General features: G+C 53.0%; 13 protein-coding genes and 1 riboswitch. All 13 genes read right to left on the bottom strand.

Features of this window, described 5'->3' with window-relative positions; translation table 11 throughout:
- Positions 1–483 precede the first annotated feature (483 nt).
- The 13 genes from ACFSX3_RS15050 to ACFSX3_RS14990 all read right to left on the bottom strand — a co-directional run bounded on the left by ACFSX3_RS15050 (position 484) and on the right by ACFSX3_RS14990 (position 14,858).
- Positions 484–1,017 (bottom strand): spore maturation protein, encoded by a 534-nt coding sequence (locus ACFSX3_RS15050; RefSeq protein WP_339218805.1) that lies wholly within the window; start codon positions 1,015–1,017, stop codon positions 484–486.
- A gap of 6 nt (positions 1,018–1,023) precedes the next feature.
- Entirely contained in the window at positions 1,024–1,695 is a 672-nt protein-coding gene (locus ACFSX3_RS15045) for a nucleoside recognition domain-containing protein (RefSeq protein ID WP_209984105.1), read from the bottom strand.
- A gap of 26 nt (positions 1,696–1,721) precedes the next feature.
- The gene (locus ACFSX3_RS15040; RefSeq protein ID WP_379312970.1) at positions 1,722–3,014 is read right to left on the bottom strand and encodes a D-alanyl-D-alanine carboxypeptidase family protein; all 1,293 of its coding nucleotides are present in this window, start codon (positions 3,012–3,014) and stop codon (positions 1,722–1,724) included.
- A gap of 184 nt (positions 3,015–3,198) precedes the next feature.
- Positions 3,199–3,693: a GerW family sporulation protein gene (ytfJ, locus tag ACFSX3_RS15035; protein ID WP_209984111.1), complete on the bottom strand. Its 495-nt coding sequence runs from the start codon at positions 3,691–3,693 to the stop codon at positions 3,199–3,201.
- Positions 3,694–3,773: 80 nt separating this feature from the next.
- Complete coding sequence (locus ACFSX3_RS15030; protein WP_209984114.1) at positions 3,774–4,472, bottom strand: DUF2953 domain-containing protein; 699 nt, start codon at positions 4,470–4,472, stop codon at positions 3,774–3,776.
- A 175-nt stretch (positions 4,473–4,647) separates the two neighbouring features.
- Positions 4,648–5,244 carry an SMC-Scp complex subunit ScpB gene (gene scpB, locus ACFSX3_RS15025; RefSeq protein WP_209984117.1) on the bottom strand — a complete coding sequence of 199 codons (597 nt, stop codon included), beginning with the start codon at positions 5,242–5,244 and terminating at the stop codon, positions 4,648–4,650.
- Positions 5,213–6,004, bottom strand: coding sequence for a segregation and condensation protein A (locus tag ACFSX3_RS15020; protein WP_209984119.1), 792 nt, complete (start codon positions 6,002–6,004; stop codon positions 5,213–5,215). The genes scpB and ACFSX3_RS15020 overlap by 32 nt, the downstream gene beginning before the upstream one ends.
- A gap of 133 nt (positions 6,005–6,137) precedes the next feature.
- The gene (ribH, locus tag ACFSX3_RS15015) at positions 6,138–6,605 is read right to left on the bottom strand and encodes a 6,7-dimethyl-8-ribityllumazine synthase (protein ID WP_036698212.1); all 468 of its coding nucleotides are present in this window, start codon (positions 6,603–6,605) and stop codon (positions 6,138–6,140) included.
- Between the two features lie 42 nt (positions 6,606–6,647).
- A complete protein-coding gene (locus tag ACFSX3_RS15010; protein ID WP_209984123.1) occupies positions 6,648–7,901 on the bottom strand; it encodes a bifunctional 3,4-dihydroxy-2-butanone-4-phosphate synthase/GTP cyclohydrolase II in 1,254 nt (417 codons plus the stop codon).
- Between the two features lie 62 nt (positions 7,902–7,963).
- The gene (ribE, locus tag ACFSX3_RS15005; protein WP_209984128.1) at positions 7,964–8,632 is read right to left on the bottom strand and encodes a riboflavin synthase; all 669 of its coding nucleotides are present in this window, start codon (positions 8,630–8,632) and stop codon (positions 7,964–7,966) included.
- 26 nt (positions 8,633–8,658) lie between these two features.
- Positions 8,659–9,765: a bifunctional diaminohydroxyphosphoribosylaminopyrimidine deaminase/5-amino-6-(5-phosphoribosylamino)uracil reductase RibD gene (gene ribD / locus ACFSX3_RS15000; protein WP_209984131.1), complete on the bottom strand. Its 1,107-nt coding sequence runs from the start codon at positions 9,763–9,765 to the stop codon at positions 8,659–8,661.
- A gap of 223 nt (positions 9,766–9,988) precedes the next feature.
- Positions 9,989–10,162: riboswitch (FMN riboswitch) on the bottom strand.
- Between the two features lie 106 nt (positions 10,163–10,268).
- Positions 10,269–10,670: a large conductance mechanosensitive channel protein MscL gene (mscL, locus tag ACFSX3_RS14995; RefSeq protein ID WP_209984135.1), complete on the bottom strand. Its 402-nt coding sequence runs from the start codon at positions 10,668–10,670 to the stop codon at positions 10,269–10,271.
- Positions 10,671–11,366: 696 nt separating this feature from the next.
- Positions 11,367–14,858 (bottom strand): collagen binding domain-containing protein, encoded by a 3,492-nt coding sequence (locus tag ACFSX3_RS14990; RefSeq protein ID WP_209984140.1) that lies wholly within the window; start codon positions 14,856–14,858, stop codon positions 11,367–11,369.
- Positions 14,859–15,049 lie beyond the last annotated feature (191 nt).

The raw sequence follows: 15,049 nt of genomic DNA, 5'->3' as shown, positions 1-15,049 counted from the left end.
CGCTGTTCGTCGTACAACTTGTTGCTTCTCATCGGCTCCACTCCCTCTTCTTAGTGTACCTCTTACATGTCAAGGTCTCCACTTTGATTAGGGGGCTTAAGAGATCTGGCCGACTTTTACGGGAATCAGGTGTACTAATACCCTTCATTTGCTCATTAAGCTTTCTTTTCCTGGAATCAGGTGCATTAATACCCTTTATCTGCTCATCTGGCCGACTTTTCCTGAAATCAGGTGCATTAATACCCTTCATTGGCTCTCGCCTAAAGGCAAGCAATTGGAGAAACGTATCTTAATTTATGAGTTTCGGGGAAATTGGTTGAAGCAAGTGGAAAAAGGGCATTTAATTTGTTTAATTTAACCATATTAGTGATAACGTGTATAATTAAGTTTCGTTTTTCCAACTACTGTCTCAACAACGCTCATTCGTCTAGCAGCAAGTAGAGGAAATCCATCTATCAACCTATCCCCTCCACTCGCGCCTTCCTACCCGAACACCAGCAGACAAACAGCAATGGCAGCGATAAAGCCGACGATGTCCGAGAACAAGCCCACCTTAAGAGCATAGCGGCCGTTGCGGATGCCTACGGCGCCGAAATACACAGTCAGCACATACAGGGTGGTGTCTGTGCTGCCCTGTATAGTAGAAGCAATCATACCGATGAGAGAGTCCGGGCCGTGGACGCGGATCAGGTCTGTGGTATAGGCAAGTGATCCAGTGCCCGTCAGCGGGCGCAGGAGACCGAGCGGAAGCACCTCTGACGGAATACCCAGTCCCTCCATCAGAGGGCTTACAAAGCCCATGAGGAAGTCCAGCGCACCGGACGCGCGGAACACACTGATCGCCACTAGCATGCCGACCAGATGGGGGATAATCGCAATGGCGGTACCGAACCCGTCCTTCGCACCCTCCACGAAAGATTCATAGACCGGAACCTTGCGCGTGAAGGCATACAGCGGAATAAAGGTGACCATAACCGGAATCGCCCAGGCAGAGATCAGACTGATCAGTTGTAACACGGACGGTCACCCTTTCACCGAAGATTGTGGAAGCGCCCCGCTCCCGGTCGCCGGGCCTGTCCCGGTCTTCAGAACCGGCGGCGGTCCGGGCGGCCTGCGGAGCAGGGTCAGGCGACGGAACAGCCTGTCTGCAGCAATCGCTGCCAGGGTAGCCACCGCCGTCGCTGCCAGCGTGGTCCCGACGATGGCAGCCGGGTCCGCCGATCCGTAATTCAGCCGGATCGCAATCAGGGTCGCCGGAATCAGGGTGATGCTGGCGGTGTTCAGCGCAAGCAGTGTACACATCGCTGGTGTAGCGGTCTCCTTATCCGGGTTCAGTGTCTGGAGCTCCTGCATCGCCTTAATGCCCATCGGAGTGGCCGCATTCCCCAGCCCCAGCAGGTTGGCGCTCATATTGGAGAGGATGTAGCCGATTGCGGGATGCCCTTTGGGCACATCCGGGAATAGAAAGGAGACAACCGGACCCAGCACTCTGGAGATTTTCTTCAGCAGGTCGGCATCCTCCGCAATCCGCATAATTCCCAGCCAGAACACCAGCACGCTGATCAGCCCGAAGCTGACGGTCACTCCGCTCTTCGCACCATCGAATACAGCGGCGGTGAATTCGTTCATCCGTCCGTTAACCGCCGCAAAGCCAAACCCGATCAGAATCATCCCCAGCCAGATTCCATTTAACATGGTTATCCCCTCCCCCGCTTCATTTTTTATCCCCCCGTATGGAACAACGCCCGCAGTGCACTGCCGAACGCCTGCAGCCAGTTGCCCGCCGGATAGGCGGTGGCGCTCGCAGCGTTGTATTTTTCCACATACGGCGTGGTCTCCGGCGGGAGCTGGCTAGGCGTGTACACGGGAACCCGCCCGATCTCCTTATCTCCCAGCTGCAAAATAATCACACCTCTGAGCCCGAAGTTAACATCGCCCTCACTCCCACTGGCATTCACACTAGCCCTACCCGCACCTGCACTTACACTGGAGCCTACACCTGCACTCCCTGCACTCCCCGTACCCGCAGTATCGCCACCCGCAGAAGCCTGCGGATCTGCACTAAGCTCCAGCTTGTTCACGAGCCTGGCTTCCTCCCCCTGACCAAGCGGATACGCGAAAGCTTTGCCGGTCACCAGACTGTAGCCTTTGACGGCTTCACCCCGCTCGACCAGCGTCTTCAGAGGATAGTGGTTGAAGCCGAAGTCCAGCAGCGAGGCATGGTCGTTCCAGTCATTGCCGTCGTTCAGCGTAACCGCCACGAGCTGCTGCCCGTCCCTTGTAGCGGAGCTGACCAGGCACCGCAGCGCTTTTTTGGTATACCCCGTCTTCACCCCGTCCGCCCCTTCGTAGAGGCGCAGCATCTTGTTTTTGTTGCTCCACTTGTAGTCCCACTTCTCATAAGGATTGTCCGCCGTCTTCTCTTTGGTCGCTACAATCTCCTTGAATACCGGGTTATGCATCGCATAAGCGGTCAATACGGCCAGATCATTCGCACTGGAAAAGTGGCCTTCTGCATCTAATCCATGCGGATTGGCAAAATGCGTATTTTTCAAATTCAGCTCCTGCGCCTTGGCATTCATCAGGTAAACGAACCCCTGCTCCGAACCTCCGACATGCTCGGCAATTGCAGTTGCTGCATCATTACCGGAGCGCAGCATCAGCCCATAGAGCATATCCTTCAGCGTCATTTCCTCGCCCATTTTGAGGTACAGAGAGGAGCCCTCCTTGGCAAAAGCATTTTTACCAACCTTGACCTTCGACGTAATATCGCTGTTCTCTATCGCCACAAGAGCGGTCATAATTTTGGTCAGACTGGCAATCAGCATCGGTTCATCCCCGCGGCTGCTGTACAGAATTCTTCCGGATGTCACATCAATCAGCGCCGCCGCCCTGGCATGAGTGGAGATCGAACGGTTCTCTGCACTAACGGCAGACACCGGTACCAGCGCAAGCAGCAGCGCACACAACAGTAAGGACAGCATAGATTTTCGGGTTAATATCTTCATGTTCATCCTCCGGCTTCTTATCCGTTCCTTACGCAACGGTTCATCAGTCTTGCCTGGTTGTACAAGTGTATGCGGTGCAGAGGGCAGGTATGTCCTATCCTCTATCATCCGGCAAAAAAGGGATACCACCCTCTAAGGTGATATCCCCGCTAATTTGTTATTTCCTTGTATCCTAATGTGTTGACGTACCCTAATGCGCTGACGAATGATCCGATGAACCGGACCCGGTCTCCACAACGGTTTTGGTTACCTTCGAGCCGGGAATGTCTGAAGCTTCGGGAACCATGCCGGGCTGGAACATATTCTGGATTTTGTCGAGCAGGTTAGGCGTGGCATCAATGATTTTCTCGAACAGATGCGTCTGATTATCCAGCGGCACAATATGTACCCCTTCCCTGCCAACGACCAGAAAAGCGATTGGACGAATGGACACGCCGCCCCCGCTGCCGCCCCCGAAGGGAAGCATTTTGACACCGGACCCGCTGCTGTTCACGCCCGGAGCCTCATCCTCCACCCTGAAGTCACTGCCGCCTGCTGCGAAACCGAACGTCACCTTGCTAATCGGCAGAATGACTGTGCCATCGGGCGTTTCAACCGGATCTCCAACAATTGTATTTACATCAACCATGCCTTTAATATTTTCCATTGCGGTCTGCATGAGACCTTGAATCGGATGATCTGACATTGTTTGTCTCCTCCTTGAGTGTATATAAATGTACCTGCAGTATTTAGCTTGCCCACTATGGATTGGAGTATGTAGTTTTTTTAGGAATACTCACGGCTCAGCAATTTCTTCCACCGGCCCAGGCCGCCTTCCACCTTCGAGACACGGCGCAGCAGGAGTAGCCCCGCATAGAGCGCATATCCGGCTGACAGTTTACCGGCACAAACCGCTTCTGTTGCAAAAGACGGCTCATCCCGAAACACGGGAGCCACAAATATCCTCGGATTGTGCATCAGCCGGACGAAGCAGGATACGGCTCCGATTATCGTCCATTTAAAGCCCCATACGGCCCCTACCGCTGTGGCGGTTGTTGCAGCATCCCCCAGGGAGAAGTCCGTAGACCAGTCGAATTGCGAAATTTTCACATGGGACAAGGTACCTCTCAGCCATTTTTTCAGCCCACGGGTGGATTTAAGTGCAGTACGTATGTTCTTTAGCCATTGCGTGACTGATTCTTTATCGACCTGTTGTTCCTTCTCGCTGTCCCGCTTCACCGGCGCCATTCCGCTTTTCTCCACCTTGAGCTTAATTCCCTGTTCGATACTCTGGAAGACCAGCGCGGGCACCTCATAATGAAATTTAACGAGGCCATATACAGCTTTGATGTCGAATTCGATGCGGTCATCCTTGCCCAGCCTGCGTACATGGAAGTGAAAATGAATCGATGACGCCAGAACCAGCAGGAACAGCAGAATAACGAGCAGCAGCAGGATTAAGGGTATTGCTAACCATAACGTCACACGTTTAACCTCCAAGCAGCCTTTAGAATAATAAATGTGGAGCCTCTGGATTAGTATGGCAATTACGACTGGATAACATTCGGTGATTTCGCAAAAATCTCCATTTTTTCATGAAAAAATGCCGCTGCCCCGGCGGGGACAACGGCATCTCTATTACAGCGGCAATTCGCTGCGGTTATTCCGGCTCATCAAAAGTCATCTGGCTGTCCAGCTTGCTGAACAGCAGCTGGGTCTCCTCTTCCAGACCCTCGGAGGTATCGAAGCTCGACGGCTCCGGCAGCTCCTTCAGGCTGGCCAGCCCGAAGCTGTCCAGGAAGGACTTGGTCGTGCCGTACAGAATCGGACGCCCGACAGCCTCCGCCCGGCCCACCTCGTGGATCAGATCCTTGTTGCCCAGCGTGTGGATGGCCCGTTCGGATTTGACGCCCCGGATCTCCTCGATCTCCACTCTCGTGATAGGCTGGCGGTAAGCCACAATCGCGAGTGTCTCCAGCGCCGCCTGGGACAGGGATGATCTGGAGGGCGAATACGCCAGACGCTCGAAATACTGCGCATGCTCCGGGAGTGTCGCCAGCCGGTAATTACCGGCAATCTGCACCACCTGAAGCCCACGGCTCTGTGAGTGGTAATCTTCTCTTAAATCTTCCAGCGCCCTGGAAGCCAGATCGGGCCGCTGCTCGGTAATCTCGGCAATCTGCCGGACCGACAGACCTTCATCGCCTGACAGAAAGAGCAGGCCTTCAATAATTGATTTCAGCGTGTTGTAATCCATGGGTATCCTCTCCTCCTCTCCATTCCATGACAATATCCTCAAATAATTTCTCCTGGTAACAGACAATCGCCTTCATCTTCATCAGCTCCAGGATAGCCAGGAAGGTAACCACAATCTCATGCCGGGCCATCTCGTCGTGCAGCAGGGATGAGAACCGTACTCTGCCTCCGGTCCCTTTGCGCTGCAGGGCTTCCGATACCTCACGAATCCGGTCCTTGACCGAAATCTCATCCCGGGTGATCCGCTGGTATGAGGTGCGCCGGGCAGCCTTGCTTAGCGCCTTGCGGAACGCAGCGATCAGATCAGCGGTATGCAGACCCTTGAGTGTATTGTCCGTCTGCGCAGGAACGAAGGGGCCCAGGTCTTCCGGCTCCTTCGTAAAAATCAGGCTGCGCTCGCTCTCCATATCCAGCAGCTGCACCGCGATGCTTTTGAACTTGCGGTATTCAATCAGGCGCTGTACCAGCTCCGCACGCGGATCATAGCCGTCATCCTCATAATAATCGAAGTCCTCGATTTCAATGACGGGCGGCTTCGGCAGCAGCATTTTGCTCTTAATCGACAGGAGAGTGGCCGCCATCACCAGAAATTCACTGGTAATATCCAGCTCCAGCTCCTTCATTCCCTGTAGGAATTCCATATACTGCTCGGTGATCTCGCTGACCGGAATGTCCTGGATGTCGATTTCCGCCTTGTCAATCAGATGCAAGAGCAGATCGAGCGGACCTTCGAACGTCTCCAGCTTGTACAATACAGTCACGCGGTTTCCTCCAGCCCAAAAAAAGTAAAGTGCAGCGCCGCATGGACGCTACACAAGTAGAAAGATCTATGTTCATGCTTTCTTCTCATACTTATAAATAAGCACGACTTACGCTCTTTCGTCAAGAGGTGTATTATTTGAACAGCTTGTTCAGGTTCGCCATTTCGATGGCGGCAGTCGCTGCATCCCAGCCTTTATTGCCGGCTTTGGTCCCCGAGCGCTCAATGGCCTGTTCAATATTCTCCGTCGTAACCACACCGAATATGGTCGGAACACCGGTCTTAAGATTAATCGCTGCCACACCTTTGGCAACTTCGTTGCACACATAATCATAGTGTGTTGTAGATCCGCGAATAACTGTACCCAGCGTGATTACAGCGTCGTACTTGCCGCTTTCAGCCATTTTTTGGGCAATCAGCGGAATTTCGAATACGCCCGGTACCCAGGCCACATCCACTTCATCATCGGCGGCGCCATGGCGCTTGAAGGCATCGAGGGCCCCCGAGAGCAGCTTGCTGGTAATGAATTCATTGAAACGTCCTACAACAACCCCATATTTCAAGCCCTCAGATACTAAGTGTCCTTCAAAATAATTCGGCATGCTACTCATCAACCCTTCGTGTATAGGATAGGTAATCTATGATTAAATTTTGGAATCCTCATTCTGTTCGATATCGTCAAACTTCAGCAGATGGCCAAGCTTGGCCTGCTTCGTATGAAGATATTTGGTATTGTCCTTGTTCTCCGGCATCTGGATCGCTACGCGCTCTACCACCTCAAGACCATAGCCTTCCAGCCCCTTGATCTTGCGCGGGTTGTTGGTCAGCAGCCGGATCTGGCGGATGCCGAGATCCTTGAGAATTTGTGCCCCAATGCCATAATCCCGCAGATCTGCCGCGAAGCCCAGCTTCAAGTTGGCATCCACAGTGTCCAGCCCTTCTTCCTGCAGCTTGTAGGCGCGCAGCTTGTTGATTAGGCCAATTCCCCGGCCCTCCTGGCGCATATAGAGGAGTACGCCCCTGCCCGCTTCTTCAATCTGGCGCAGCGCCGCTTCGAACTGCGGACCGCAGTCGCAGCGGTGCGAATGGAACACATCACCGGTCAAGCACTCGGAATGCACACGGACGAGCACTGGCTCTTTCCCGGAGATATCGCCTTTGACCAGGGCAACATGCTCCTTGTCATCTACCTCGTTCGTATAGGCAATGGTTTGGAAATCACCGAAATCCGTTGGCAGATTCACCGCTACCTCACGGGTAACCAGATGCTCCTTCTCGTTACGGTAGTGAATAAGATCCTTGATGCTGATCAGCTTAAGATCATGCTTCTTGGAGATTTCAATCAGGTCAGGCAGGCGGGCCATAGTACCATCCACCTTCACTACTTCGCAGATCACACCCGCCGGATAAGCCCCGCACATGCGGGCCAGATCGACTGCGGCTTCAGTGTGGCCGGAGCGCCGCAGAACTCCGCCTTTTTTGGCGATCAGCGGGAACATATGCCCCGGTCTGCGGAAGTCGGCCGGCTTGGCATTCGGGTCCAGCATGGCCTTAATCGTCTGGGACCGTTCACCGGCCGAGATGCCGGTAGTTGTATCCGCGTGGTCAATCGAAACCGTAAACGCCGTACCATGGTTATCGGTATTCTGGGACACCATCGGATGCAGGTCCAGCTCCTCTGCACGCTCCGCTGTGATCGGTACGCAGACCAGGCCTCTTCCTTCGGTAATCATGAAGTTAATCACTTCCGGGGTGGCCCGTTCCGCCAGAGCAATGAAGTCTCCTTCATTCTCTCGGTCCTCATCATCTACAACGATAACTACCTTACCGCGCATTAAGTCATAAATCGCAGCTTCAATCGGGTCAAGAACACTGTCTTTGTCAGCTTGCTGGCTCATATTACTGTCCTCCTAATGGCTATACGCTTACCTGACGGCTTGCCGTATGCCTGTTCTATAGATTATACGAACCCGTTAGCCGCCAAAAAATCATGGCTGATCTTCGAGCTCCCTCCATCATCTTCATTGCCCGCGCGTGAACCGTAATGGAGCAGATGATCCACGTATTTACCGAGTACATCACATTCGATATTCACCCGGTCTCCCGCCCGCTTGTGGGCCAGCACCGTCTCACCCAGCGTGTGCGGGATAATCGACACGGTGAAGGTTGCGGCTTCCGTCTTCACAACGGTAAGGCTGATGCCGTCTATCGTAATGGAGCCTTTGGGAATGATGAACTTGAACAGGGATTTGCGGTCCGGGGCAATCTCGAACACCACTGCATTCTGATCGCGCCTGACGCTGCGGATCTCTCCGGTTCCATCCACATGCCCCTGGACAATATGCCCTCCGAAGCGTCCGCCGGCAGCCATGGCGCGTTCCAGATTCATTTTTGATCCGGTGCGCAGCTCCTTGAGCGTACTGTTGCGGTAAGTCTCGGGCATGACGTCAACGGTAAAATGATGGTCCCCGAGTGAGGTTGCCGTGAGACAGACCCCATTGACCGCCACACTGTCGCCGATCTTCAGATCTCCCATAATAAGGGAGGCACCGATATTCAGCACCATCATCTCCCCGCCGCTGGTGACGCTGCGCAGAATTCCAACCTCTTCAATCAAGCCGGTAAACATACCATCCCTCCTCCTGAATGTTCGAGTTAATGCTGAGGAACCGGGGTGCCGCTGATACACACATTATCCCCGAGCACTTCCACTTCCAATCCTTCAAGCTGGATGGCATCACGCATCAGCTCCACACCTGCGAAGTCGAAGGTTCCCGCTGCTTCCGCGCCGCCGCCGACAATCTTGGGAGCGAAGAAGAGAACCACCCGGTTAACCAGTCCCTCCGCAATCATCGCCCCATTCAGCGTCCCGCCGCCTTCCAGCAGAATAGACCCAATCTCCATTGCACCGAGCGCAGCCATAGCCGCCTGCAGATCCACACGCGGACCGCTGCCCGCAGCAATCACCTGCACCCCCGCAGCCAGCAGCGCTGCTTTGCGGTCAGGATCGGCGGCCTCTGTCGTTACAACCACCGTAGGCGCGAGTCCATCCTTGACCACAGCGCTGTCCAGCGGAAGGCGCAGCGAGGAGTCTATGATAATTCGCAGCGGATTCCGTCCGGGTACATTCAGTCTAGTCGTCAGCGAAGGGTTATCGGCAATCACCGTATTCACCCCGACCATAATCCCCTGATGGCGGTGACGCAGAGTATGTACTAACTCCCGTGCCTCAGCATTCGAGATCCACTTGCTGTCTCCGGTCCGGGTGGCAATTTTGCCGTCCAGCGTACTGGCGCTCTTGAGGGTCACGAACGGCTGCTTCGTCAAAATATACTTGATGAACTTCTCGTTCAGCCGCAACGCCCGGCCCCGCAGCAGACCTACTTCAACATCAATTCCCTGCTCGCGCAGCATCGCAATTCCCCGGCCTGCCACCTGAGGATTGGGGTCCTCACAGGCGACAACCACCCTGGCCACGCCTTCGTCAATCAGACGCTGGCTGCAAGGAGGCGTAATGCCGTAATGGCTGCAAGGCTCCAGCGTAACATAGGCCGTACTGCCTTGCGCTTTACCGGCTGCCATATTGAGCGCATGCACCTCGGCGTGCCCGGTTCCGCGCTGCAAATGGGTGCCAATCCCGATCATGGCGCCGTCCTTCACGACTACGCAGCCGACCACAGGATTAATTCCAGTCTGGCCCTGTGCCCGCTCCGCCATATCCAGCGCAAGGGACATGTAAAACTCATCGTTCATCTTATCCATGTCTTGCCTCCTATCCCAAGGCTGTATTCCTCATGTGTACCAAACCCTAAACAGAAAAACCCGTCTCAATCTCCAGGAGGAGTTCAAGACGGGATATACGAGAGGTGATCACAGCAAAGAGTATATGCGTAAATAAACGCCGGACCTTCACCATTGTGAAAGTTCGCACATAATATCCGAAAATACTGCTGCTCGGCCGCCTGTTGCAAGCGCGGCACGTGAATCTCTCCTTCTTCCATCCAGACTATACTGTCGGTCCCGGAATTACACCGGGTCCACCGTCCGTAGCAATATCATACGAAGCGGGTAGCGGACTAAGCGCCGGAACCAGCTATATTCAGCCAGCTCCAACAGCATCACCGCCGGTAGGGAATCACACCCTGCCCTGAAGGATTGATCTATTCAGTTCAATACCAAGTTACGCCTACAACAAAATTATCACTTCACTGCGGGAAATGCAAGTGTGTTTCGGAAATTTACTATATTTATGTAACTTAATTCCCTTATACTCCCGGCTCGCGCTGCTTGTCCGCTCTCAGCAGATCACGGATTTCTGTCAGCAGGAGGATGTCCGGTGCCGGAGCGGGTGTCTCCACCACCTCTACCTTGACGGTCTCCTTGCGTCTGAACCGGGTACTCAGCTTCACCACCATGAAGATGGAGAATGAAATAATGAAGAAGTCGACCACGGTCTGCAGGAACATACCGTATTTCACCGCAGCTTCTCCCGTTCCGAAGCTAAGTTCCTTCAGATCAATCCCTCCGCTGATCAGACCGATAAGCGGCATAATGATGTCAGCCACCAGCGAGGTAACAATTTTGCCGAATGCCGCTCCAATAATTACGGCCACCGCCAGATCAAGTACATTACCTTTCATGGCGAAGCTTTTGAATTCCTTCCACATGACGAACCATCCCTCCGAAACTTTGAATTTGAAATTATTATAGCATTTATTGCAACAAGTATAGCAGTTCTTTATTGTGGAGTAAGATCAACGTGAGCACTTGGATGGACGCTCCGCAAACGGACCGTTGTTCCAATCGCTGTGGTCTCCAGATTTTTTTCATTCCCCTTAGCGGTGAAAATCCGGAGACCAAGGCGACCGCTATCGCTTTTACACAATCGTTCCGTCCGCTCCGCTGTTTAAGCGGGGTACGAAATACCTAATATTCTAAAAAGCTCAAAACCCATTCATCTCAAAAGAGCGATCTTAGTACGCTCAATTTTAGCATAAACCAACTGACTCTGAAATTACGGAATGCAGCCCAAATGAGCGAATGAAGTGCATAAGTACCCTTGATTTCACCAGAGAGGTGAGCCAAGTGAGCAAATGTAGTGTATAAGTACACTTGAATTCACAAGAAGTGAGCAAAACGAGCAAATGTAGTGCATAAGTACACCTGAATTCATCAGAGGTGAGCAAAAATGAGCAAATGTAGTGTATAAACAGAAAAGCAAAGGAGCGGTCCTCCAATAACGGAGAACCGCTCCTTTTTTTCATATTCAGCTTCGAAGAAAATATAGGTTTTGTTGCCACTTATAGAATAGTTACTTTTGGCACAGTCCCTGCTGTAACCCTATTCTGCTGCTCTAATTCTGCCTAGTCCTGCTTGCGTGTTCTGCGGAATACCCGGCTGAGGAGGATGCCGCCCAGAATCAGGCCTGCACCCGTCAGGTAAATCGGCAGCGTACTGCTCTCTCCGGTCTGCGGCAATCTGCCGCTGCCGTCATTCGTACCCGAGACTGTCCCATGCGGAACCGGATCGTCTTCAACATCTACTTCCGGATTGCCAAGCGGGATATTATCATCGATTGGCGTCACCACTTCAGGTGCTGCCGGTCCCGGAGTCACAGTTGGTGCCGGAGCCGATGGCTGCGGCGTTCCCGGCAAGCCTGGTCCTGCAGGAATCTGCGACTCATCGATAATGACTCCCGGTTCGAATGTTCCGGCTGGTGTTGGTACCGGTGTAAATACCGGACCTCCAGCTGGCGATGTAGGAACAGGTGTCGCCTCTGGCCCCGTAGAATCTGTAGGCACCGGCGATGGAGCTGTAGTCGGAACTGTCGTCTCTACAGGTGTCTCGGTTGGCACTGGAGTCACAGTCGGCGTTGGTGCTACTGTCGGCGTTGGCTGCTCCGCCAGCTTATTATACAAGGTAAGATTCAGCACGGCCGATGAGCCGATCGTCACCGGATGCTCGGTGGAATCAAGCACATAGCCCTGCGGTGCTATTGTTTCAATCAGGACATAACTGCCCAGCCACAGATTGTTGAACGCCGCGATGCCTGCTGCATCAGTGGTGCGGGTATTCACCAGCACCCGATCGCTTCCGTTCAGACGGTATAGCTCATAGGTAGCTCCCGCCAGCGGTTTTGCAACATTGCCTGCTTCCAGCTTGAAAACATTAAGCGTTCCTCTGACGCCGCTGCCTGTTCCCGAACCGCTGGACACTCCTACGATAATCTCCTTGGTCGTCTCCTTGGTGATAAGCTTGACGTTATTGCCGCTGAAGCTCACGGAGTTGACCAGCTTATCGCCAGTGTTCGCTAAGATCAGCGACTGATATTCCAACACATAAGCAGAATGGATGTCACCAGGGAAGCTTAAGACGAAGGACTGTCTGCCCTGTGCATCAGCGCTGATCGTTAAGGTGTAGTCGGTATCCTTCACAAGTGCAGGACCGCTCTTCGTCACTTCGCCGTTCACGGCCGTAACCGTACGGTAGAGCTGGAAGCTGTCCGGCAGCAGGATCTGATTCGTACTTGGCACATCGGTGATCACGGCATCTTTTACATGGGACTGGGTGCGGTTGATCGCAATGGTCCAGTTCAGCTTATCTCCATTCTGCGCGCCGTCTTTGAACACATATTCATCCCCGTGCGGGATATCTACCGTGGCCTTCAAATCCTTGGAGACCTTCTTCGTACCATCCAGCAGTTTCGCTGTATTGGCTACCTTAGTTCCAATTAACTGTCCGGCCAGGCTGGTTTTGAACACGATATAATAAGGCGAATTAATGGCTTTGTCAAAATCAACCCTCAGCTCATTACCGCTTCCCACGCTATAGCTGAACTCATTGCCGTCCACCTCAGCGCCAGGACTATGCGTTCCATCCTTGGCAATATTCATCTTGTATACCTTAAGTGAGCCAGGCACCAGGGACTGTCCGTCACCCAGTATATCCGTCACTACAGGATCGGCAATGGATTTGCTGTTGTAATTGACGCCTACGGTCCAGGTCAGCTCCTTGGCAGAAGCATCATACGCCCCGGATTTGAACCCGTTGTTCTTCACCTCGGAATTAGGAATGAACTTCCCGCTGGCTTCTGTCCACTGTGACTTGTTCTGGCTGTCCTTCCAGTCAATCCGGGCCACGTTGATGAAATCATTCGTATTGCCGGTAAGCCAGTCATTGCTGAATTCCGTCTGATAACTAATGGTATGAGTACCTGTAACCGGTGATTTGAATATCACCTTGAAGCCTTCATTAGGCTGAGCTGGTGCATTCACATTCAGAGTATAGGCCGAAGGAGGAATCACTGTGCCGGAAAGAGTACGGACCACCAGTGAACCTGAGATGTATTTCTGTCCTCCCTGCGGGAAGCTGTCTGTAACTATCACTTCGTTCATTGGGAAGTTGTCGCCGTTGAATGTGATTTTCCACTCGGTGGTGTGTTTGTTGTAATTCACGCTGGACAAATTCTTATAGATAATGATAGGCCGGATCAGTTGAGTAGCGTTGCTGCTATAGGTGCTGTCAGAGACAGTGTTGGTGATCTTCGTATCGCTGAACACGCGGTCTGCGGCTTTGGTCGTATATTCGATCAGATAAGCTGATTTCACCGTATGCTTGAACTCCAGTCTGAATCCGTTGCCGGATTCACCGCTGACTGGCGTTAGCGTATAATCACTGCCTGCATTCAGAGCCGTGCCCTTGGCAGCTTCTCCGGCTGCATTCAGGGTAACCGGATAGATCCGCACCGAGTTCTCCAGGAGCACCTGGGAGCTGTTGAACACATCCGTCAACACCGCATTCTCCGGAGAGATCGTCCGGTTATTGTAGTTGTATTCGATAGCCCAGTTAATGGTCTGAGTGCCCCAGTCGTAACGGACGGCTTTTTTGTTAAGGCTGCCTCCGCGTTCAATAACCACTGTATCCGAAGCGCTTACCGGGTCACGACCATCCCCTGTGAAGGTTGCCGTGTTGGTAAAGCTCGACAAGTTGTCGCTTACTACCTGTGTTGTATACGCGATACGGTATGCCCCTGTAATCACAGGGTCCGTGAACTGAAGCTTCAGCGTCCCGCCGGAGACGCCGGCAGTATATTTGCTGCTGTCTACCAGCTGGCCTTGCGTAACTGTGCCGTCAAGCTGAACATTCAGCTGGTAGACGGCAAGTGTAACCGTGCTGTCCAGTGCCAGCCCGGCAGGAATCGGGTCGGTCACAGCAGCGCCACTTACCGCCTCCAGTCTTTTGTTCACATCGACGGTCCAGTCAATATGATCCGCGTTGAAGCCGCTGGAGATTCCCTTCTTGGTAATCGTCGAGCCTACAGTTGGCTTGAACGACACCGTAATCGTCTGGACCCCGCCGCCCACCGGGAACAAAATCTGCTGGACGGTGCTGCCGCTGATCACTTTTTTGTCAAATTGGGTATTAATACGTAAGGTCCCCTGCACATTGGCATGACTCTCGATGTAGTCGTTGAATGTCATTACTACCTGATGGGTAGCCTGGCTGACCGTGAATGTGCCTACCGTCCCTTCGTCCGATTCCAGTCCGCCCTGAATGTCATTGAAGAGCTGGAACTGCTCGGGAAGCTGGAAAGCAAAGGTGTCTCCCTGGCTATAGCCGTGGCCGTTAGGAAGCGACCAGGTATAGTCCAGCCTCACGGTGGAATCCACATCATACACACTGCCTGTCACCGTCTGTCCATCCGGGCCATATACCGCCATGGATACGCTCGTAATAATGTCCCGGTCCTGTTCAATGGCCGCCGCTGTAGCCTGCTGGGTGAAGCCCAGCCCTGAGACCAATTGCACAAATAGCATGACTAGGACTACTGCCAGGCTTGTTCTTTTTTTCACCATTTCCCATAAGCCCCCGTTCTTTCGATTGAATGATTTGAAGCATCCCTGCTAAAAAGATGGCTGCTGAACGCACCGCTAAGAACACACTCCACCTGAAGTTTCGTTATGTATACGGGCTAAGAGTCCATCTTATGTAAATAAACCAGTAAACTTGACTTTTCTGTCCCTTACATACGATATATACTTATATC

It is taken from the genome of Paenibacillus rhizoplanae (genome assembly GCF_042684125.1).
Lineage (GTDB): Bacteria > Bacillota > Bacilli > Paenibacillales > Paenibacillaceae > Paenibacillus_AQ > Paenibacillus_AQ rhizoplanae.
Note: the sequence above shows the minus strand (reverse complement) of the source record. Positions and strands in the feature narration are given on the sequence as shown.

Bases quoted from the DNA above. Each gene is read 5' to 3' on its own strand.
- ACFSX3_RS15045 (WP_209984105.1), bottom strand. From the start codon at position 1,695: ATGTTAAATGGAATCTGGCTGGGGATGATTCTGATCGGGTTTGGCTTT.
- ribD (WP_209984131.1), bottom strand. From the start codon at position 9,765: ATGGATAAGATGAACGATGAGTTTTACATGTCCCTTGCGCTGGATATG.
- ACFSX3_RS15040 (WP_379312970.1), bottom strand. From the start codon at position 3,014: ATGAACATGAAGATATTAACCCGAAAATCTATGCTGTCCTTACTGTTG.
- ACFSX3_RS14990 (WP_209984140.1), bottom strand. From the start codon at position 14,858: ATGGTGAAAAAAAGAACAAGCCTGGCAGTAGTCCTAGTCATGCTATTT.
- ribE (WP_209984128.1), bottom strand. From the start codon at position 8,632: ATGTTTACCGGCTTGATTGAAGAGGTTGGAATTCTGCGCAGCGTCACC.
- ribH (WP_036698212.1), bottom strand. From the start codon at position 6,605: ATGCCGAATTATTTTGAAGGACACTTAGTATCTGAGGGCTTGAAATAT.
- scpB (WP_209984117.1), bottom strand. From the start codon at position 5,244: ATGGATTACAACACGCTGAAATCAATTATTGAAGGCCTGCTCTTTCTG.
- mscL (WP_209984135.1), bottom strand. From the start codon at position 10,670: ATGTGGAAGGAATTCAAAAGCTTCGCCATGAAAGGTAATGTACTTGAT.
- ytfJ (WP_209984111.1), bottom strand. From the start codon at position 3,693: ATGTCAGATCATCCGATTCAAGGTCTCATGCAGACCGCAATGGAAAAT.
- ACFSX3_RS15010 (WP_209984123.1), bottom strand. From the start codon at position 7,901: ATGAGCCAGCAAGCTGACAAAGACAGTGTTCTTGACCCGATTGAAGCT.